Origin of the sequence: Streptomyces sp. NPDC091271 (genome assembly GCF_044757505.1) — a bacterium.
Classification (GTDB): Bacteria; Actinomycetota; Actinomycetes; order Streptomycetales; family Streptomycetaceae; genus Streptomyces.
In genome coordinates this window covers 352714-372817 of the sequence record NZ_JBIVVD010000009.1, presented here as the reverse complement: position 1 = coordinate 372817, position 20104 = coordinate 352714, and the positions used below count along the sequence as shown (strand labels likewise).

The window sequence follows — 20104 nt, the reverse complement described above, 5'->3', positions numbered from 1 at the left end:
AACGCCGCCCGAATGCACAACCAAGCGTGAGGTTCAGCCGTCTACTTCTGCGACCGGCGGCCCATCGCGCCGCCGAACGTGAAGGATGGACGCAGACGTGAGCGACAGCCCCGGCACCCCCGCCGAACCGGACCGCCCGGACGACTCGGCCGGGGGCGGGTCCGCGGACGGGAGCGACGGCGGCCCCACGGCCGGCGCCTGGGCCGAGCGCCCCCGGCCCGGCCCCGGGACCGGCCGGCGGCCCTGGCTCCGCTGGACCGCTCTCGCCGCCTCCTTCCTCGTACTGGTCGCCGCCGGGGTCGGCTGGTGGCTCTACAACAAGCTCGACGGCAACATCAGCACCGACACGAGCGCGGCCGCCGAGCTCAAGGCGTACGAGAAGGAGCGCCCGCGGCCGGTCGCGAGGGGCGCCCAGAACATCCTGCTCATCGGCTCCGACACCCGCTCCGGCGACAACAGCCGGTACGGCCGTGACGACGGCGGCAGCCAGCGCTCGGACACCACGATCCTGCTGCACCTCGCGGCCGACCGTGAGAGCGCGACCGCGGTGTCGATCCCACGCGACCTCATGGCCGAGATCCCCAGCTGCCACAAGGACGACGGCAAGGCCACGAAGAAGCAGTTCGCCCAGTTCAACTGGGCCTTCGAGCTCGGCGGCACGGCCTGCACGATCCGTACGGTCGAGGAGATGACGGGCATCCGCGTCGACCACCACATGGTCATCGACTTCAACGGCTTCAAGGACATGGTCGACGCCGTGGACGGCGTGGAGGTCTGCCTCAAGGAGCCGGTCGACGACGTGGACGCCCGCCTCAAGCTCCCCGCAGGCCGCCAGAAGCTCGACGGCGAGGAGGCCCTGGGATACGTACGGGCCCGTAAGTCGATCGGCGACGGCAGCGACACCGAGCGCATGGACCGTCAGCAGAAGTTCCTCGGGGCCCTCGTCAACAAGATGCAGAGCAACGGCGTGCTGCTGAACCCGACACGGCTCTACCCGGTGCTGGACGCGGCGACCAAGTCGCTCACCACCGACCAGGGGCTCGACTCCCTGAGGGACCTGTACGACCTGGTGCGCGGGATGCGGAACGTCCCCACGGAGAAGGTGCAGTTCCTGACCGTTCCCCGGAGGGAGTACCGCGCCGACCCGAACCGCGACGAGCTCGTGCAGCCGGACGCGGGCCGGCTTTTCACGCAGCTGCGCAAGGACGAGCCCGTCACCGTGGTCCCAGCCGAGGAAATCAAATCCGGGGATTCACAGGCAGATCACAGCTCCGGGAAGGACCCGTCCGGCCAGAAGCCAGGCGATTCGGACGCGAGCCCGACCCCGGCACCCACCTATTCGGGGTCGAATGCCGCAGATGACCCGTGCGGCTCGTAAAACAATTCCCAAGACATCAACAGACATGGACGGCAAAACGGAGCGGAATAGGCAGAATGCCCGGTTGTAAAGAGCATGGAATGTGTCACGCACACCCCCTGTGGCTGATTCCGCCGGATAGTGTGACGCGATCCGGTGCTCGCGGTCATCAGGCCGCGCACGGCCGGAGCGGACGACCGAGCGCCCGGCCGGGGGAGGCGCCTCGCGTGGCACCGACGGAGGATTCAGGAAACCGTGGACGCGCATAGCCGTGGGCGGGCGGACGAAATAGATCCCGCCGACCAGTGGGTGCTCAACCCGCGGACCGGCAATTACGAATTGCGACTGAACCACTCCGGAACAGAGTCGTCCGGCCCTTCCCGTACGACGAATCGGCCGGCCGGCCGGGGCGAATCCGGCAGCGGGGCCGAGGCATCCGGCATACGCGTCGACGTCGTCAACGGCGGCGACATCACCGGCGCGGCGGCCGCCACCGTCACCTGGCTGCGGGACGAGCAGGGCGTGGCCGGCTCCACGAACAGGGCGAACGCCCCGGCGAAGACCGCCAGGACGACGCCGGCGTACACCCCGGACCAGGCCCGTGCGCTCGCGGACCTCCTGGGGCCTGCCCGCCACAGCGCTCGGGCAGGGGGCCGGGGGCGATCAGGCGATGGTGCTGACCCTGGGAGCCGACTTCAAGGGCGCGGGCGTACCCGTCACCGGTCCGGCAAAGGCGCCGGAAGACATGCAGAGGGCAAGCGCCGACAAGGCGGAATGCGCGAAGTGACGACCGGTCGTCGCGCCACAGCAGAATTCTGAGGAGCAGGGGGATCCTGGTGGGACGTAGCAGCACGCGCGGGGAGGGGACACGGCCACGCAGCCGGCACGACGGGCCGCCGGGCGGCGAAGCCGGCGGTGACGCACCGGGCGGCGCCGGGCGGAGCGGCCACGGCCGACGGGCCCGGACGGCCCCGCCCCAGGCCGGGAACCCTCCGGGGAGGCCCGGACGCCGCGCGCGGCGGACCGCCGGAAAGGGCGGGAAGCGACGCGTCCTGCGCTGGGTGGCGTGCGTTCTCGCGCTGCTGATACTCGGCACCGGCGGCGCCGGTTACATCTACTACAAGCACCTCAACGGCAACATCAGGAAAGAGGACCTGACGCTCGGCGACAAGGAGATGGCCGACCACAAGGCCAACTCCGCCGGGCAGACGCCTCTGAACATCCTGCTCATCGGATCCGACGCCAGGGACTCCAAGGCCAACCAGAAGCTGGGCGGCGCGAAGGACACCTTCGGAGGCACGCCGCTCGCCGACGTACAGATGCTGCTCCACCTCTCCGCGGACCGCAGCAACATCTCGGTCATCAGCATGCCGCGCGACACCATGCTGAAGATGCCCAAGTGCACCGACCCCGACACCGGCAAGGTCTACCCGGCCGGCACGGTCGACGTCCAGACCAACGAGAGCCTGGGCCGCGGCGGCCCAGGGTGCACGGTGGCCGCCTGGTACGAGCTCACCGGCATCACCATCGACCACTTCATGATGATCGACTTCGCGGGTGTGGTCTCCATGGCCGACGCGATCGGCGGTGTCCCCGTCTGTGTCGACGCCAACGTCTACTCGCACACCAGCGACGGCAAGGGCTCCGGACTGAAGCTGGAGGAGGGCACCACCTCCGTCAAGGGCAAGCAGGCCCTCCAGTGGCTGCGTACGCGCTACGGCTTCGAGGACAACACGGACCTCGGCAGGACCAAGGCCCAGCACCAGTACCTGAACTCGATGGTCCGCGAGCTGCGCAAGGGCACCAAACTCACCGACCCCGGGAAGCTGATGGACCTCGCCGAGGCGGCCACCAGCGCGCTCACGGTCGACAAGGGCCTCGACACCGTCAAGAAGCTGTACGACCTGGCCGAGGAGCTGAAGAAGGCCCCGACCGACCGCATCACCATGACGACCATGCCGAACGTCTACGGCACGGGGCAGTTCAGCGGGCGGGTGTACCCGAAGGCCGAGGAGGCCGAGCAGGTCTTCCGGATGGTCCGTGAGGACATCCCGCTCGACGGCAAGGCGTCCAAGCGCAAGACTCCCGTGGCCAAGGACCAGGCCGCCCCCACCGCCGAGATCGCGGTCAGCGTGCGCAACGCGAGCTCCACGGAGACCCTCGGCCCGGTCCAGGGCCGGGCGACCACGGTCCAGGAGCTGCTCACCGAGGCCGGCTTCGCCAAGGCGACCGTCGACCAGCAGAACGTCGAGGCCGCCAGGACGACCGGCATCCTCTATCCCAGCGCGGACCTGGAGGGTGACGCGCAGGCGGTCGCCAAGGCGCTCGGTATCCCGGTGTCCCAGGTGAAGAAGTCGACCGACGTCTCGGGCATCGTCCTGGCCGTGGGAGCCGACTGGCGCAAGGACGAGGCGTACCCCGCCAAGGCCGCCGAGGAGAAGACACCGGACTCGGCGAACCCGCTCAACGGCGCGGACGAGGAGGCGTGCATGCACGTCAACCCGAGCTTCACCTGGTGAGGTCGTACGTGTGAGAAGGGCCCCGCCGTCGACGGCGGGGCCCTTCTTCCTGTGGCGGCGGCGGTCAGGCCGTCTGTTCCCGTACGGCCGGGCGGCGGCTGGCGATGACCCGCTTCGCCAGCGCGCGGGGGCTGGTCAGGAAGCCGTACCCCCAGGACATGTGCATGGTGGCCAGCGCCACCGGGATCTGCGCCCGCGCCTTGAGCGGCAGGCCCTTGCCCGCGGGCAGCGACCCGGCCACGATGGCCGCGACGTACCCGGCCGGCACGACGAACGCCCACGGGGTGACGGCGGCGCCCACGACGATGCCCGCGGCTATCGCGCAGACCGCGGTCGGCGGGGCCAGGTAACGCAGGTTGATCGAGCCGGAGTGGTAGCGGGCCACGACATGGCGCCAGCGGCCGTACTCCTTGTACTGCTTGGAGAGGGCGCGGATGCTGGGCCGCGGGCGGTACTGCACCTTCAGCTCCGGCGAGAACCAGATCAGGCCGCCCGCCTCGCGGATCCGGAAGTTCAGCTCCCAGTCCTGCGCGCGGACGAACTCGACGTTGTAGCCGTCGGCGCGCTCCAGCGCCTCGCGACGGAAGACCCCCAGATACACGGTCTCGGCCGGGCCCGCCTCCCCTCCGGTGTGGAAGGCCGCGTTGCCGACGCCGATCTTCGACGTCATCGCGGCGGCGACGGCGTCCTCCCAGGCGTTCTCGCCCTCGGCGTGCATGATGCCGCCGACGTTCTGCGCGCCGGTCTCCTCCAGGAGGCGGACAGCTGTCGCGATGTAGTTCGGCGAGAGCATGCCGTGGCCGTCGACCCGTACCACGATCGGGTGATGTGACGCCTTGATCGCGGCGTTGAGCGCGGCGGGGGTGCGGCCGGTCGGGTTGGGGACGGTGTGGACCCGGGAGTCCTCCTGGACCAGCTCGGCAGCGATCTCGTCCGTACGGTCGTTCGAGGGGCCGAGGGCGATCACCACCTCCATCTCGCCGGCGTACTCCTGCTCCAGGATGTGCCGGACCGAGTTCCTGAGATGGCGTTCCTCGTTGAGCACCGGCATGATCACGGAGACGGCGGGGTACTGCGCGGCAGACATGTGGTCCTCGGGGGGTCCTCGGGGGTGCCGGGGTTCCGGGGGATTTCGCACCCCAGGTGGCGGCGTGATTCGGCCGCCACGTTACCGCGAACGGGGGACAGCGGCGCGCGCCGCCGGGTCTGCGTCCCGGTCCGCAGATCGTATGGGCCTACCGTGCGAAAGTCCTACTCGCACCGCGGAGGTGTCCCTCGTGCCCACGCCGCACCGATCGCCCCGTCCACCGCACCCCCGCACAGCCGGCCCGCAGCGCAGGCCCTCACGGCAGCCCGGAGCCGGGGGCGCCGGGCTGCGGAACCGGTCCGGCGGGCGGAAACCGCCACCCCGGTGGGGTATGCGGGTCGTCACCGGGCTGTCCGTGCTGGTGCTCGGTGCCGGCGGCATCGGCCATGCCGTGGTGAGCGGTCTGGAGACGGGGATCGACCGGGTCGACCCGTTCAAGGACATGAAGAACCGTCCCCAGGGCGGCCACGGCATGAACTTCCTGCTCGTCGGCACCGACGGCCGCGACAGGATCAGCGCGGCCGAGAAGAAGAAGTACAAGCTGGGCGGCGCCCCCTGCCACTGCACCGACACCCTCATGCTCGTCCATGTCTCGGCCGACAAGCAGCGGGCCAGCGTCATCAGCCTGCCGCGCGACAGCTACGCCGAGCTCCCGGCCCACACCGACGGCACCACCGGCAAGGAGCACTCCGCCCACCCGGTGAAGCTGAACGCCGCCTATGCCGAGGGCGGACCCCACCTCACGGTGCGGACCGTCGAGCAGATGACGGGCGTCAAGATCGACCACTATCTGGAGGTCGACTTCACCAGCTTCATGAAGACGGTCGACACCCTGGGCGGGGTGAAGATCTGCACCGCCAAGCCGCTCAAGGACTCGTACACCGGCCTGGACCTGGCCGCCGGCACCCACGAGCTGGACGGTGGGCAGGCTCTCCAGTACGTGCGCTCCCGCCACCTCGACGGGGCGGCCGACCTGGGCCGGATGCAGCGCCAGCAGAAGTTCATGGCCGCGCTGATCAAGCAGACGACCAGCAGCGGTGTGCTGATGAACCCGATGAAATTCCAGCAGGTCGCCTCGTCGATGCTCGAATCGGTCCGGGCCGACAAGGGCTTCGGCACGGAGCAGATGCTGGAGCTCGGCAAGGCGATGCGCGGCTTCACCCCGGCCTCCTCGGAATTCGCCTCCGTGCCCCTTGAGGAGAAGGGTTACCAGGTCAAGGGCATCGGCTCCACGGTGAAGTGGGATGCCGCGAAGTCGAAGCAGATGTTCCAGGCCCTGCGCGAGGACAAGCCGCTCGCCCCGCACCTGCCGAAGCAGCCCAAGGCGACGCCCGTCGAGGTGGCCCCGGAACAGATCCGGGTGCAGGTCTACAACGGGACGCCGAAGGACGGGCTCGGCCAGGACGTCGACGCGGCTCTGCGCTCCACCGGCTTCGACACCACCCGCTCCCCGCTCAACGGCGGACCGCACGACCTGCGGCGGACGCTGGTCACCTACGACCCCCGCTGGGACCGTTCGGCGAAGTCCCTGGCCACCGCGCTGCCCGGATGCGAGCTCCGGGCGGTGAAGGGGCAGGGCGGGACCATGAAGGTCACGGCGGGCTCGGACTTCACCGAGGTGCAGCGCGTGAAGGCCGAGGACCCGCAGCGTGGCGAATTCGGCACGGTGACGGGCGACCAGGTGGTCTGCCCCTGACCGCGCCCTCCGGAGGTCACCCCTCGCGGCGCCGGGAGAACGCCGTCGCCACGAGGGCGACGACCGCGGCGGCGGAGGCGACCAGCCAGAGAGCCGTGTAGCCGCCCTCGCCCGGTTCACCGGTGGAGTCCGACAGGAAGGCGCCGAGCAGGGCGGCGAAGACACCGCCCGCCACGGCCCCGCCCAGCGTCTTCACGTTGTTGTACAGCGCGGCGGCGATGCCCGTCGCCGACGGATCGGAGGCCTCGACGATCACCGTCGGCATGGCCCCGAGGGCCAGCCCTATCCCCAGGCCGGTGAACGCGGACCCGGCCGCCATCTGCCAGATCTCCTCGTGCACGAACGCGAACTGCAGGAAGGTCACGGCGACCAGCCCGAAGGCCACCATCAGCGTGGGCCGGTAGCCGAGCCGCCGGGCGACGGCGGCCGTACCCAGCGAACCGATGACGCTGCCGACGGCACCGGGCAGCAGGACCAGCGAGATGGACAGCGCGCTCAGTCCGAACCCGTACCCGGTGACCTCCGGGTCCGCCGCGTAGAAGGTGGAGTTGGGAGCCTGGCTCCCGAAGTAGAAGACGCCGAACAGGAACGCCGCGCAGTAGAACGGGGCGGTGGTCCGGGCGGCCAGCGCCCGCACGTCGACCAGGGGCTCGGAGCTGCGCAGCTCCACCAGCACCCACACCGCCAGCAGCACGACTCCGAGCCCCAGGGGCCCCAGGACCCGTACGGAACCCCAGGAGCCGCTCTCCGCCCCGGAGACCCCGCCGAGCAGGGCGACCATGGCACCGCCGAGCAGCACCACCCCGGCCCAGTCCACCCGGCCGCCGGCCCTGTTCCGCGACTCCGGCACCGCGACGAAGGAGACGGGCACACAGACCACGGCGAGAGCGGCGGGCACCAGCAGGGTCAGCCGCAGGTTGCCGAACGCCGAGTCGACGAGCCCCATCACGACCCCGCCGGCCATCGCGCCCAGCGTCAGCGCACCCACCAGGCGTGCGATCGCACGCCGCGCGCCGGCGACCGGGAGCCGGTCGCGTACGAGTGCGATCTCCAGAGGCAGCAGGGCGGCGACCGGTCCCTGGAGCACCCGGCCGGTGAGGAGCGTCGCGTAGTCCGGGGCCAGCGCGACGACAAGGGTGCCCACCGCGATCGCCGCCAGGGCGACGCGGAGCATCCGCCGGTGGCCGTAGAGGTCGCCGAGGCGTCCGAACAGCGGGACACAGACGGCCGCGGCCAGCAGCTGTACGGAGACGACCCAGTTCAGGGCGGCGGAGCCGATGCCCAGGTGATCGGCCAGATCGGGCAGCAGCGGGGCGAGCCCGACCTGCAGGAAGCCGCTGGTCACCTCGAAGAGGATGAGCAGCCCGACGACGGCGGTGACGGACGCGGGCAGCGGCTGCTCGGCAGGGGCGGTCGGCGGCGGGGTGGCGGTGGCGGTCACGGTGCTACTCCTGCGGGGAGGGGGCGGGGGTCGCAGCGGCGGAGGGGGCGGGGGGCGCCGCGGCGGAGATGCCGGCCTCCGAGGGTGCGAGCGGGGTGCCGAGCCGGCGCAGCGCCAGCCCGGCGAGGAGGGCGGCGGCGTACGGCAGGGCGTCGTCGTCGTAGACGGCCTGCGCGGAGTGGTTCATCGGCGCGGTCGCCGGGTCGGTGCCGGGCGGGCAGGCCCCGAGGCCGACGAACGCGCCGGGCACCTTCCGGAGCACGAAGGAGAAGTCCTCGGCCCCCGCCATCGGCTTGGGCGCCTCGAAGACGCGCCCTTCGCCCAGGACCTGCCGCGCGGTCTCCAGGGCGAACGCCGCCTCGTCCGCGTCGTTGACGGTCGGCGGGTACTGCTCGACGTAGTCGATCTCGGCACTCACCCCGTGGGCGGCGGCCACACCGTGCACGGTCCGCTCGAAGGCGGCGCGTACCCGTGCGTGGGAGGCGTCGGAGAAGGTCCGCACGGTGGCGGAGAACGAGGCGGTCTCCGGGATGACGTTGGCCGCGGTGCCCGCCTCGATCCTCCCGACCGTGACGACGGCCGGATCGAAGACGTCGATCTCGCGGGTGACGGCCGTCTGGAGCGCGGTGACCATGGCGCACAGCGCGGGCACCGGGTCGGCGGCGGAGTGCGGTGAGGAACCGTGCCCGCCCCGCCCGCGCACCGTGACCTCCACCGCGTCCGAGGCGGCCAGCATGGGACCGGGCCGGGTGGCGGCGAACCCGGTGGGCGCGTTGGTGGAGATCACGTGCAGGGCGTACGCGGCGACGACGCGTTCCCCGGCGGCGTCGAGGACGCCCTCGTCGATCATGATCTGCGCACCGCCCTGGCCCTCCTCGCCGGGCTGGAACATGAGGACGACGTCCCCGGCCAGCTCATCCCGCCGGGCGGCCAGCAGCCGGGCCGCGCCGACGAGGCCGGTGACGTGCAGGTCATGTCCGCACGCGTGCATACGGCCGTCGATGACGGAGGCGTACGGAAGCCCCGTGTCCTCCTGGACAGGGAGCGCGTCCATGTCACCGCGCAGGAGGACGGCGGGGCCGGGCCGGCCGCCGCGCAGCACGGCGGTCACGGAGCTCAGCGCCTTGCCGGTCCGGATCTCCAGATCCAGGCCCTCCAGCGCGGCGAGTATCTTCGCCTGGGTCAGCGGAAGGCCGAGGCCCAGCTCCGGCTCGCGGTGCAGGGCGTGGCGCAGTTCGGTCAGGACGGGGGCGAGGTCACGGGCCTCGTGGAGCAGAGACATGGGCGTATCGTGCGGAGCGAAAGCCCTCGACCATGATCGTCCGCAGGAAAGCGCTCCCCATGAGCCGATCGACGCACGAATCCACCGGGCTCCCCGAGCGCCTGCTGCGCACGGAGCAGCCGGAGCCGCTGGACGAGCTGGACTATCTCCTCATCACGGCGCTCCAGACCTCCCCCCGGGCGGAGTGGGCGCAGATCGGGAAGGTCCTCGGCATAGACGCCTCGACGGCGGCCCGCCGGTGGAACCGGCTCACGGAGGCCGGGCACGCCTGGCTCAGCTGCTACACGGTGGCGGTGGGGCCGACGGTGCCGATCATCGCGTTCATCGAGGTGGACTGCGCGGCCGGGGCGCTGCACGAGGTGGCGGCGGAGATCGCGGACGATCCGCATCTGATCACCATCGAGCACGTCACCGGCGCCCGGGACCTGATACTCACCGCCGCCTTCCCCGGCCTGGCGATGCTGGCCCGTTACGTCGGCTTCCGCCTCGGCCGGCTGCCCGGGGTCTCGGCCACCCGGTCCCAGACGGCCACCGCCGTGCATACCGAGGGCAGCCGCTGGCGGCTGGACCGGCTGGACCCGGACAGTCAGGACCTGCTGGCGAAGGACCGGACGCCGGCCCTGCCACGGCGGGGGCTGCCCGCCCCGGACGCGCTGGACGCCCAGCTCTACCTGCTGCTCAGCGAGGACTTCCGCCAGCCGGCGGCCCGCCTCGCCGAACGCCTGGGGGTCAGCCCCACCACCGTGCGCCGCAGGCTGGACCGCATGCACCGGCAGGACGCGCTGATCTACCGCTGCGAGGTGGCCCGCTACCTGTCCGGCTGGCCGATCTCGGTCACGCTCTGGGGCATCGCCCCGGCCGGTGAGACCTCACGCATCGCCTCCCAGCTCATCCGCATGCGGGAGACCCGGCTCTGCGCGTCGCTGACCGGCCCGCACAATCTGATGCTCACGGTGTGGCTGCGCTCCGCCGAGGACATCGGCGCGTTCGAGGCCAGGCTGGCGGATCGTTTTCCCGAGCTCACCGTCGCGGACCGTGCGGTCGCCCTGTGGCAGCTCAAGATCGCCAGCCATGTGCTGGACCCGCTCGGCCGCCACATCAAGGGGGTCCCGGTGACGTTCTGGGAGGAACCCGGCGCGGAACAGGCCGAGGACGCACTACTGGAACGCCTACGCGCCCCGCGCTGACCCCCGCCCGGCCGCTCGCCGCGGGGGCTAGTCGTCGATGCCCTCGGCCGCTCGTTGTTCGCGCAGCTCCTTGATCGCACGGCGGCGTGCGAGGCGGTGTGTGCGGCGGATCTGGGCCTCCTGGTAGCGCCTCTTGTCGCGTTCCGTCTCCGGGGTCACCTGCGGTACGCGGCGCGGCTTGCCGTCCTCGTCGACCGCCGCGAACACCAGGTAGGCGCTGCCGACCTGCTGGGCCGGGGTCGACTCGTTCCACCGCTCGGCCATGACGCGCACGCCGACCTCCATCGAGGAGCGGCCGGTCCAGTTCACCTGGGCGCGGACGTGAACAAGGTCACCCACGCGGACGGGCTCAAGGAAGACCATCTCGTCCATCGAGGCCGTCACCGCCGGGCCGCCGGAGTGCCGGCCCGCGACGGCACCGGCCGCGTCGTCGACCAGCTTCATGATCACGCCGCCGTGCACCGTGCCCAGGAGATTGGTGTCGTTGCCGGTCATGATGTGGCTGAGGGTGGTCCGGGAGGCCGAAGTCGGCTTGCCCGGAATATCGCCCTCCGGTGGCTGGGACTGATCTGTCATGCCGTCCACCTTATGCGGGGGCTTGCACCCGGTTGCATTGCATCAGCTTCGCAACAGCCCTGCCCCGATCCCCCGTACACCCTGTAAGAGCCCCAGGCCGAGACGGCACACTGGTCCGCATGAGCGATTGGCCCGAAGGACGGAACGGCGGACAAGGCGAACGCTACGGGCGGGGCAGCGCAAGCCCCCGCCCCGAGAGCGCCCGCGCCATGCCGCACGTCCGGCGGCGCCCCGCGCCGCCGCAGTCCCCGCCCCACATCCCCCCGCAGCAGGGACAGGGTTACGAGGACGGACCCGGTTACGACAGCGGCTACAACACAGGCCAGGTGTACGGCGGCGGCCAGCGCGGCGGCGGCCCCGGCGGTGGCGGTCACGGCGGCCGCGGGGGTGACAGCGGTTACGTCCAGCCCCGTGCGGCACCGAACTGGGGCCGGCGGATCAAGGTCGGCGTACTGACCCTCGTCGTCGTGGTGCTCGCCGTCTCCGTCGGCACGTACTTCTGGGCCGACGGCAAGCTCAAGCGCGAGGTCGACCTCTCCAAGGTCATCGAGCGGCCGGGCGAGGGCGACGGCACGAACTACCTGGTCGTGGGCTCCGACAGCCGCGAGGGCATGACCGCCGAGGACAAGAAGAAGCTGCACACCGGATCCGCCGAGGGCAAGCGGACCGACTCGATGATGATCCTGCACGACGGCTCCAACGGCCCGACGCTGATCTCGCTCCCCCGCGACTCCAACGTCGAGATCCCCAGCTTCGTCGGCTCCGAGTCCGGCAAGAAGTTCGCGGGGACGGGCCGCACGACCAAGCTGAACGCCGCCTACGCCGAGGACGGCCCGGAGCTGCTGGTCCGCACGGTCGAGTTCAACACCGGGCTGCGCATCGACCACTACGTCGAGATCGGCTTCGGTGGCTTCGCCAACATCGTGGACGCCATCGGCGGCGTCGAGATGGACATCCCCAAGGCCTTCAAGGACAAGAACTCCGGCGCCGACTTCCAGGCCGGCAAGCAGACCCTGAACGGCGAGCAGTCCCTCGCCTTCGTCCGTACCCGGTACGCGTTCGCGGGCAGCGACCTGGACCGCACGAAGAACCAGCAGAAGTTCCTCGCGGCCCTGGCCTCCCAGACGGCGACCCCGTCGACGATCCTCAACCCGTTCAAGCTCTACCCGACGATGGGTGCGGGCCTGGACACGCTGATCGTCGACAAGGACATGTCGCTCTGGTCGCTCGGCAACATGTTCTTCGCGATGAAGGGCGTGACGGGCGGTGAGGGTACGTCGATGAACATCCCGCTCACGGGCGGGAGCGTGAACGGCAACCTCGTCTGGGACAAGGACAAGGTCAAGCAGCTCGTGGAGCAGCTGAAGAACGACGAGAAGGTCACGGTCAAGGGCAACTGAACCGAGGTACCCACAAGATCCGGACGGTCCGCCGTCCGGATCTTCCTGTTTCTCCAGCGCGTCTGCTTTTGCCTCTAAGCTGCCCGGAGGGGTCGGCGGCGCGGCGTTTCTCGCGTGCAGCCGTGGGACGAGATCAGGGGTGTCATCGATGACGGACGTGACCGTAGGGGTAGCACAGCCCGAAGCCGGCATCGATGAGGACCCAACCGTGCCCGCCCACGGTCAGCTCGTCACCGTGCGGAACCGCCCCTGGGTCGTCACGGAGGTCTCCCGCTCCGCCGTCTCCTCCGAGGACCCGGCCCGTACGGCGGGAGCATCGGCACCGCACCTGGTGGTCCTGGTCTCCGTCGAGGACGACGCCCGGGACGAAGAACTCCGGGTGGTGTGGGAGCTGGAGCAGGGCGCGGTGGTCCACCAGCAGTACGAGCTGCCCTCCCCTGCCGCCGGTATCGATGCCCCGGACCGTCTGGACGCGTTCCTCGACGCGGTGCGCTGGGGTGCGATCGCGTCCGCCGACAAGACCGCTCTTCAGGCACCCTTCCGGTCCGGTGCCGAGATCCAGGACTACCAGCTGGCGCCCGTCGTCCGTGCCCTCTCCATGCCGCGGACGAACCTGCTGATCGCGGACGACGTCGGTCTCGGCAAGACCATCGAGGCCGGCCTGGTCATGCAGGAGCTGATGCTCCGCCACCGGGCCCGCACGATGCTGATCGTCTGTCCTTCCGGGCTCACTCTGCAGTGGCAGGACGAGATGCGGGACAAGTTCGGCCTGGACTTCCGGATCGTGAACAGCGTGCTACTCAGAGAGCTCCGCCGCACACACGGCCCGTACACCAACCCCTGGACCCACTATCCGCGGCTGATCGTCTCGGTGGACTGGCTGAAGCGTGACCGGCCGCTGCGCATGTTGCGGGAGGTCCTGCCGCACCTTCCCGAGTACCCGCGCGCTTTCGACATGCTCGTCGTCGACGAGGTGCACACCTGTGCACCGTCCGGGACCGGCCGGTACGCCGTCGATTCGCAGCGTACGAACGCGATCCGCATGCTCGCGCCGCACTGCGAGCACCGCCTTTTCCTCTCCGCGACCCCGCACAACGGCTTCCTGGAGTCGTTTACCGCCCTCCTGGAGCTCCTGGACGACCACCGTTTCGCCCGAGGAGTGAAGCCCTCCGACGAGCAGTTGCGCCGTGTCATGGTGCGACGTCTCAAGTCGGAACTCCCGAAGACGTGGGACGGCAAGGCACGCTTTCCGGAGCGGGTGCCGCACGCGCTCGAGGTGCGGTACGCGGACGAGGCGCGCGCCGCGTACGCGAAGCTGTCGGCCTACGCGCGCTCCCGCCGCGAGGCCGGTGACGGTGCTGCCGCCCGCACGGCCTCCGACTTCGTAACGACCCTGCTCAAGAAGCGGTTTCTCTCCTCCCCCAAGGCCTTCGCCGAGACGATCGACGTCCACCTGGAGACCATGACGAAGGGGCCCAAGGCCGAGCAGGCCCCGAGCGAGAAGGTGCTGCGTCCGCTCATCGAGCGGGTGGAGGAGACCGCGGAGAGCGACGAGGACCACGCCGAGGCGGCCGAACGGGCACTGACCGCGGTGCGGCAGGCCTCGCGCACCCTGTCCGCCGCCGAGCACGCCCAGCTGAAGGAGCTGTCGGTGTGGGCGCGTACGGCCACCAAGCGGCCGGACGCCAAGTTCGTCGCCCTGCGCGGCTGGCTCGACTCGATCGTCTGCAAGAACGGTCCGGCCGGGGACTGGGAGCCGGACCGGGTGATCATCTTCACCGAGTACCGCGACACCCAGCGCTGGCTCTTCGACCGGCTGATCGCCGCCGGATACCCGGCGGACCGGATCGCCCAGCTGTACGGCGGTCAGAAGCCGGACGAGCGCGAACACATCAAGACGGTCTTCCAGGAGGACCCGTCCCTTTCGCCGGTCCGCATCCTGCTCGCCACGGACGCCGCCAGTGAGGGCATCAACCTCCAGGCCCACTGCCACCGGCTCCTGCACTGGGAGATCCCGTGGAATCCCAACCGCCTGGAGCAGCGCAACGGCCGTATCGACCGGCACGGGCAGCAAGCGGACCAGGTGGACGTCTTCCACTTCGTCCCCGAGGGCTGGCAAGGGTTCAGCGCGGCCGAGGACGACGATCCGGACTCCCGCCACGAGGACGGCACCCTGGAGGACGAGCTCCACTTCCTGGCTGTCGCCGCCCGCAAGACGGAGCAGATCCGCGAGGACCTCGGCAGTGCCGGTGAGGTCATCGCCGCGCAGGTCGAGCAGAAGATGCTGGGGCGGCGCTCCGACTGGACCACGGCCGACGCCGAGATCAGCAGGCGCTCGGGGCAGGCCGTCCTCAAGGTGGACCGGGACCTCGCCAAGGAGCTGGAGAAGCTGGTGGCGGAGCTCGCCGGCAGCCGCGACACCCTGCACCTCACACCCGAGACCGTGGAACGCGTCGTGCGGACGGGCCTTCAGCTCGCGCACCGCAAGGACCTCGCCGAGATCCCCGACCCGGCGGGCGGCGACTCCCCCGCGCGCTGCTTCCGGCTCCCCGAGCTCCCCGGCGCCTGGGCGCACGCCCGCAACGACGGGCTGCGCCATCCGCTGACGGGCCAGGAGCGTCCGGTGGTCTTCGACGAGCGGGACGCCCGTCGGCGCACGGACGTCGTCCTGCTGCACCTGGGCCACCGCCTCGTCCAGATGTGTCTGCGGCTGCTGCGCGCCGAGCTGTGGTCGGACGGCAGGCGGGCGAAGCTGTCCCGGGTCACCGCCCGGGTGGTCCCGGGTGATCTGCTGCGTACGCCCGCCGTGATCGCCCATGGCCGGGTGGTCATCTCCGGTCGTGGCGGCACCCGGCTCCACGAGGAGATCATCACCGCCGGGGGTGCGATCACCGGCGGCAAGCTGGAGACCGCACGGCAGGAGGAGCTGGACGCCTGGCTCGCCGCCGCGTCGGAGGACCTGCCCGCCGCCGATGTCACCGACCGGCTCACCGAGCTCTGGCCGGAGCAGCTGAAGGACCGGCTCTCACGGGCCCTGCGCAACCGTGCCCACACCAGGTTCCGCTCGGTGGAGAAGCTCCTCGCCACCCGGTGCGAGGAGGAGGTGGAGGGCGTACGCAAGGTCCTCGCCGAGCTGGAACGCTCCATCCGTGACCGCCTCGACGATCACGGATACTGGGAGCAGGGCTCGCTCTTCGACATCGACGACGAGCGCCGCCAGCTCCGTGCCGACCGCGAGGCGTTGGCGGAGCGCCGGGACGCCATCCCCGCGCTGGTCGAGTCCGAGACGCAGGCGCTCCGCAGCCGCTGGGCCGATCCGACACCCCGCTGGTTCCCCGTCTCCGTCACCTTCCTCGTCCCGTCCGCCCTCGCTCGTGGAGACCGTCACTGATGCCCCCCGCCAACCGCCGCGCCCCCGTGACGGGCCACATCCCCACGCCCGTCGAGCAGCACGAGGAGTGGCTGCGGCTGCTCCGCCCGGACGGCCCGTTCCTCTCGCTGCCGGTCCTGACCGACGTGTTCCCGCAGGGCCTGGACACCGTGCCGCCGGAGACCGTACGGCGGATGCGCCAGGCCTGGGAGGAGGTCCAGGAGGACCCGGCCCTGCTGCGTCACGGCTGGGAGCGGCTGATCCTCGGTGAGCTGCTGGGCTGGACGCCCGGCCTGCGCGAGGGCGCGGCAATGCCGGAGTCCGTGCGGGCCGGTGCGAACACCCCCGACGCGGTGCTGGTCGGCCCCGGTCCGGACGGCTTCTCGGCGCGCGTCCTGTTCTTCCGGACCCCGGAGTGGGGCGGCTCCCTGACCCGCGCCAAGGGCGACACCCCTTCCCTGGTGGACCGGGCCGCGGACCTCGCCCGCTGGCGGGACGTCCCGCTCGCCGTGGCCACCAACGGCCGCGAGTGGGCCCTGGTCCACGCCCGGCCCAAGGAGGCCACCACGGTCGCCGTCTTCGACGCCGACCTGTGGCTGGAGGAGCCCCTGCTCCTGCGAGCCTTCGCGAGCCTCCTGCACGTCCGCCGCGCCGCGCTGCCCGAGCGGGACGCCCAGGGTGCGCACACCTCCTCGCTCACCGCGCTGTTCGCCCGGACGGCCGCCCAGCAGGCGGACGTCACCGACACGCTCGGCAAGCAGGTCCGCGCGGCCGTCGCGCTGCTGGTGGCCGAGCTGTCCCGCCTGGATCGCGAGGCGAACGGCGAACTGCTCGCCGACGTCGACGCCAAGCCCCTGTACGACAGCGCGCTGACCGTCATGATGCGGCTGGTCTTCCTCCTGTACGCGGAGGAGCAGCGGCTGCTCCCCTCCGACGACCGCCTGTACGCGAAGTCGTACGCCGTCGCCCCGCTACACGAGGCCCTGGACGCCGAGCGCTCCCTGCACGGCGGCGAGCTCGGCGACCGCCGGGCTTCCGCCTGGCCGCAGCTGCTCGCCGTCTTCGGAGCGATCCACGGCGGTTCGACTCACGACGAGCTGTGGATTCCGGCGTACGGTGGGTCGCTCTTCGATCCGTCCCGCTTCCCGTGGCTGGCGGGGGCGAAGGTCACCGACCGGGTCGTGCACAAGATCCTCGACGCGCTCCTCGTCCTGCGCCGCAAGGGCAAGGGCCGCGAGGCCATGTCGTACAAGGGCCTGGACGTCGAGCAGATCGGCCATGTCTACGAGGGTCTGCTGGAGTACGGCTGCGAGCGGGCGCACCAGCCGTACGTGGGTGTGGTCCTCGGCCGTGACGGGCAGTACGAGGCGGTGCTGCCACTGGCCGAGCTGGAAGAGTGGCAGGCGGCCGGGTCGATCGAGCGTGAGCTGAAGGAGGCGACGGGCGTCACGTCCGTCGCCCAGATCCGCAAGGCCCTGGACAAGGCGGGCACCGTCACCGCCGAGCTGCACGCCTCGGCGGGCAACGACGACGAGCTGGCGGCGCGCATCGCCCCGTTCGCCGGTCTGGTGGGCGACGACCTGCGCGGCGAACCGATGGTGTTCCCGGCCGGCTCCATGGTGATGGTCCGCTCCGGCAACCGCCGCAACACGGGAACGCACTACACCCCGAAGAAGCTCGCGGAGGAGGTCGTCGAGCACACGCTCGCCCCGCTGTGCTTCTCCCCCGGTCCGGCGGAGGGTGCGGCCGTCGGCGTGTGGAAGGCGAAGCCGGCCGAGGAGCTGCTGAAGCTGCGGGTGCTGGACCCGGCGATGGGGTCCGGCGCATTCCTGGTCTCCGCCTGCCGGTATCTCTCGGACCGAGTGGTGGACGCCTGGCTGCGGGACGGCCTGCCGGACGAGGTCCGCCGCGATGTGGGTGCGGACGACCGGGACGAACTGCTGCGGGTGGCACGGCGGCTGGTGGCCGACCGGTGCCTGTACGGGGTGGACCGGGACCCGATGGCGGTGGAACTGGCCAAGCTGTCGCTGTGGCTGGTCACCCTGGCGAAGGGGCGGCCGTTCTCGTTCCTGGACCACGCCCTGCGGTTCGGGGACTCGCTCGTCGGCGTCATCGACGTGGAGCAGATCAAGGCGTTCCACCTGGAGTCGGGCGCACGGCAGTTGAGCCCGGAGGTGTCGCGGGCGCTGGACGTCACAGAGACGGTGCTCTCGGAGGCGGCGGCGCTGCGTCGGGAGATCGAGGCGACCCCGGTCCACGACATCCGCAGCGTCCACGCGAAGACGGAGAAGCTGCGGGCGGCGGAGGCCCTGTCCGAGCAACTGCGGCTGGCAGCAGACGCGGTGGTGGGCGCGGCGCTGGCGGCGGAGGGAATCTCCGACGAGGAGGCGTCCGACCTGACCGGCGAGGAGAAGGTCGGCGGCAAGCGGGGCGCGGCACAGTTCCGGGACGCGAAGGAGAACGCGAAGGAGCGGGCCTACCGGAACCGGCTGGAGTCAGTTGCCGGGCTGGTGGCTACGGCACTGGAGGAGGAGCGGGCCGAGGACAGCCCGGGGACCGGGTGGTCGTACGAGGGCCAGCAGGCGCGGGAGATGGTGGACCGGTGGCTGACGGGTGAGCGGGCTGCTGCGGTGCGGCCGTTGCACTGGCCGCTGGAGTTCCCGGAGATCATGGGGGTGGGGGGTGCGTCGGGGTTCGACGCGATCGTGGGGAACCCGCCGTTCATCGGGGGCCAGAAGCTGACCGGTGCGCTCGGCACGGACTACCGCGAGTATCTGGTCAACCGGATCGGCGGGGGACAGCGAGGCAGCGCGGACCTGTGCGCGTACTTCCTGCTGCGGAACCTGTCATTGGCACCGGGGCGCCGTACGGGCATCATCGCAACGAACACGATCGCTCAGGGCGATACGCGCGAGGTCGGGCTGGACCAGGCGACCGCCGCCGGGTGGACGGTCTACCGGGCGATCAAGTCCCAGCCCTGGCCAGGGACGGCCGCGCTGGAGGTCTCGCTGTTGTGGCTGGGCGGACGCACAGGCGAGGGCGAACAGCCGGTGCTGGACGGGGACGATGTACGGGGGATCACTTCGGGTCTGGACCCGCAGTCCCGAGTGAGCGGCAAGCCGTACCGGCTGGCGGCGAACGCGGGGCAGTCGTTCATCGGGTCGTACGTGCTGGGGAAGGGCTTCGTGCTCCAGCCGGAGGTGGCTCTGGCCTTGATCGAGAAGGACCCGCGCAACAGGGACGTGCTTTTCCCGTACCTCAACGGGGAGGACCTGAACTCGCGACCGGACTGCTCGGCCAGCCGGTGGGTGATCAACTTCCACGACTGGTCGGAGGAGAAGGCCTCGACGTATGAGGACGTGTTCGCGATCGTGGAGCGGGACGTCAAGCCGGTGCGGCTGGAGAACAATCGCAAGGTGTATCGGGACTATTGGTGGCAGTACGCGGAGAAGCGTCCAGCAATGTTGAAGGCGATTGGCGACCTGGACCGGGTGATCGTGATCGCACGAGTAAGTAAGACGGTGGTGCCAGTTCGCATTCATACGGGCCAGGTGACAAGCGAGCAGATCGTCACGTTTTCGACCAACAGCATGGCGCAGCTGGGTCCATTGTCGAGTGCTCTCCACTACTGGTGGGCACTTCGATATTCTGGAGATATGCGAGGCGATCTCCGGTACGCCCCATCCGACGTGTTCGACACCTTCCCTCGCCCACGCGAGACCGAACGCCTAGTCACCGCAGGCACCTCACTGGAAGCGACCCAGCGAAGTACCATGACGCACCGGAATATCGGCTTGACTAAGCTCTACAACCTGGTCCACGCAGAGGCTGAGCAGGCAACCGATGTCTGCTCTGTTCGCGCGGCCCACGTGGAAGTAGACCAGGCGGCCATCGAGGCCTACGGCTGGGACGATCTAGTGCTGCGCCACGGCATCCATGAATCCCCGCGGGGGCCCCGATTCACCATCGCGCCCGCTGCCCAGACCGAAGTCCTGGACCGGCTCCTGGAACTGAACCACGCTCGCTACCAGGAGGAGCAGAGATCCGGGCTCCAAGTACCTGGAGCCCGAAAGAAGGCATCCCCGGCACGAAAGCCCTCAGCCAAGCCAGAGCCAGTGCCCGAAGAGGGTTTCCAGGACGGGTTGTTCGCCCACCCCAACGGAATCTTCTGACAGCGGTGCGTCCCGAC

General features: G+C 70.6%; 11 protein-coding genes and 1 pseudogene. 8 read left to right on the top strand and 4 right to left on the bottom strand.

Annotated elements, in window-relative coordinates; translation table 11 throughout:
• Window positions 1-85 precede the first annotated feature (85 nt).
• The 3 genes and pseudogenes from ACIQM3_RS33935 to ACIQM3_RS33925 all read left to right on the top strand — a co-directional run bounded on the left by ACIQM3_RS33935 (window position 86) and on the right by ACIQM3_RS33925 (window position 3876).
• Window positions 86-1378 carry an LCP family protein gene (locus ACIQM3_RS33935; protein ID WP_401631203.1) on the top strand — a complete coding sequence of 431 codons (1293 nt, stop codon included), beginning with the start codon at window positions 86-88 and terminating at the stop codon, window positions 1376-1378.
• A gap of 396 nt (window positions 1379-1774) precedes the next feature.
• Window positions 1775-2144, top strand: a pseudogene (locus ACIQM3_RS33930) (LytR C-terminal domain-containing protein); the annotation flags it as partial.
• Between the two features lie 49 nt (window positions 2145-2193).
• Window positions 2194-3876: an LCP family protein gene (locus ACIQM3_RS33925; RefSeq protein WP_401631201.1), complete on the top strand. Its 1683-nt coding sequence runs from the start codon at window positions 2194-2196 to the stop codon at window positions 3874-3876.
• A 64-nt stretch (window positions 3877-3940) separates the two neighbouring features.
• Here ACIQM3_RS33925 and ACIQM3_RS33920 read toward each other — a convergent pair whose 3' ends face one another.
• On the bottom strand, window positions 3941-4963 hold the full coding sequence (locus ACIQM3_RS33920; protein WP_401631199.1) for a glycosyltransferase family 2 protein: 1023 nt from the start codon (window positions 4961-4963) through the stop codon (window positions 3941-3943).
• 331 nt (window positions 4964-5294) lie between these two features.
• Here ACIQM3_RS33920 and ACIQM3_RS33915 point away from each other — a divergent pair, with 331 nt between their 5' ends.
• The gene (locus tag ACIQM3_RS33915) at window positions 5295-6659 is read left to right on the top strand and encodes an LCP family protein (protein WP_401631197.1); all 1365 of its coding nucleotides are present in this window, start codon (window positions 5295-5297) and stop codon (window positions 6657-6659) included.
• A gap of 16 nt (window positions 6660-6675) precedes the next feature.
• On the opposite strand, the gene ACIQM3_RS33910 is transcribed toward ACIQM3_RS33915, so the two are convergent.
• A complete protein-coding gene (locus tag ACIQM3_RS33910; RefSeq protein ID WP_401631195.1) occupies window positions 6676-8100 on the bottom strand; it encodes an MFS transporter in 1425 nt (474 codons plus the stop codon).
• A 4-nt stretch (window positions 8101-8104) separates the two neighbouring features.
• Window positions 8105-9382, bottom strand: a complete 1278-nt coding sequence (locus ACIQM3_RS33905; protein ID WP_401631193.1) for a M20 family metallopeptidase — start codon at window positions 9380-9382, stop codon at window positions 8105-8107.
• 59 nt (window positions 9383-9441) lie between these two features.
• On the opposite strand from ACIQM3_RS33905, the gene ACIQM3_RS33900 reads away from it, so the two are divergent.
• On the top strand, window positions 9442-10569 hold the full coding sequence (locus tag ACIQM3_RS33900; RefSeq protein ID WP_401631191.1) for an Lrp/AsnC family transcriptional regulator: 1128 nt from the start codon (window positions 9442-9444) through the stop codon (window positions 10567-10569).
• A gap of 27 nt (window positions 10570-10596) precedes the next feature.
• Here ACIQM3_RS33900 and ACIQM3_RS33895 read toward each other — a convergent pair whose 3' ends face one another.
• On the bottom strand, window positions 10597-11145 hold the full coding sequence (locus ACIQM3_RS33895) for an acyl-CoA thioesterase (protein ID WP_401631189.1): 549 nt from the start codon (window positions 11143-11145) through the stop codon (window positions 10597-10599).
• A 119-nt stretch (window positions 11146-11264) separates the two neighbouring features.
• On the opposite strand from ACIQM3_RS33895, the gene ACIQM3_RS33890 reads away from it, so the two are divergent.
• The 3 genes from ACIQM3_RS33890 to ACIQM3_RS33880 all read left to right on the top strand — a co-directional run bounded on the left by ACIQM3_RS33890 (window position 11265) and on the right by ACIQM3_RS33880 (window position 20087).
• Window positions 11265-12545 (top strand): LCP family protein, encoded by a 1281-nt coding sequence (locus ACIQM3_RS33890; RefSeq protein WP_401631187.1) that lies wholly within the window; start codon window positions 11265-11267, stop codon window positions 12543-12545.
• A 208-nt stretch (window positions 12546-12753) separates the two neighbouring features.
• On the top strand, window positions 12754-15936 hold the full coding sequence (gene drmD, locus ACIQM3_RS33885) for a DISARM system SNF2-like helicase DrmD (protein ID WP_401631185.1): 3183 nt from the start codon (window positions 12754-12756) through the stop codon (window positions 15934-15936).
• Complete coding sequence (locus ACIQM3_RS33880; RefSeq protein ID WP_401631183.1) at window positions 15936-20087, top strand: Eco57I restriction-modification methylase domain-containing protein; 4152 nt, start codon at window positions 15936-15938, stop codon at window positions 20085-20087. The genes drmD and ACIQM3_RS33880 overlap by 1 nt, the downstream gene beginning before the upstream one ends.
• Window positions 20088-20104: the final 17 nt, after the last annotated feature.

Excerpts from the sequence above, each read along its gene's own strand:
- ACIQM3_RS33935 (WP_401631203.1), top strand. The coding sequence starts at position 86 with ATGGACGCAGACGTGAGCGACAGCCCCGGCACCCCCGCCGAACCGGAC.
- ACIQM3_RS33920 (WP_401631199.1), bottom strand. The coding sequence starts at position 4,963 with ATGTCTGCCGCGCAGTACCCCGCCGTCTCCGTGATCATGCCGGTGCTC.
- ACIQM3_RS33915 (WP_401631197.1), top strand. The coding sequence starts at position 5,295 with ATGCGGGTCGTCACCGGGCTGTCCGTGCTGGTGCTCGGTGCCGGCGGC.
- ACIQM3_RS33905 (WP_401631193.1), bottom strand. The coding sequence starts at position 9,382 with ATGTCTCTGCTCCACGAGGCCCGTGACCTCGCCCCCGTCCTGACCGAA.
- ACIQM3_RS33900 (WP_401631191.1), top strand. The coding sequence starts at position 9,442 with ATGAGCCGATCGACGCACGAATCCACCGGGCTCCCCGAGCGCCTGCTG.
- ACIQM3_RS33895 (WP_401631189.1), bottom strand. The coding sequence starts at position 11,145 with ATGACAGATCAGTCCCAGCCACCGGAGGGCGATATTCCGGGCAAGCCG.
- ACIQM3_RS33890 (WP_401631187.1), top strand. The coding sequence starts at position 11,265 with ATGAGCGATTGGCCCGAAGGACGGAACGGCGGACAAGGCGAACGCTAC.
- ACIQM3_RS33880 (WP_401631183.1), top strand. The coding sequence starts at position 15,936 with ATGCCCCCCGCCAACCGCCGCGCCCCCGTGACGGGCCACATCCCCACG.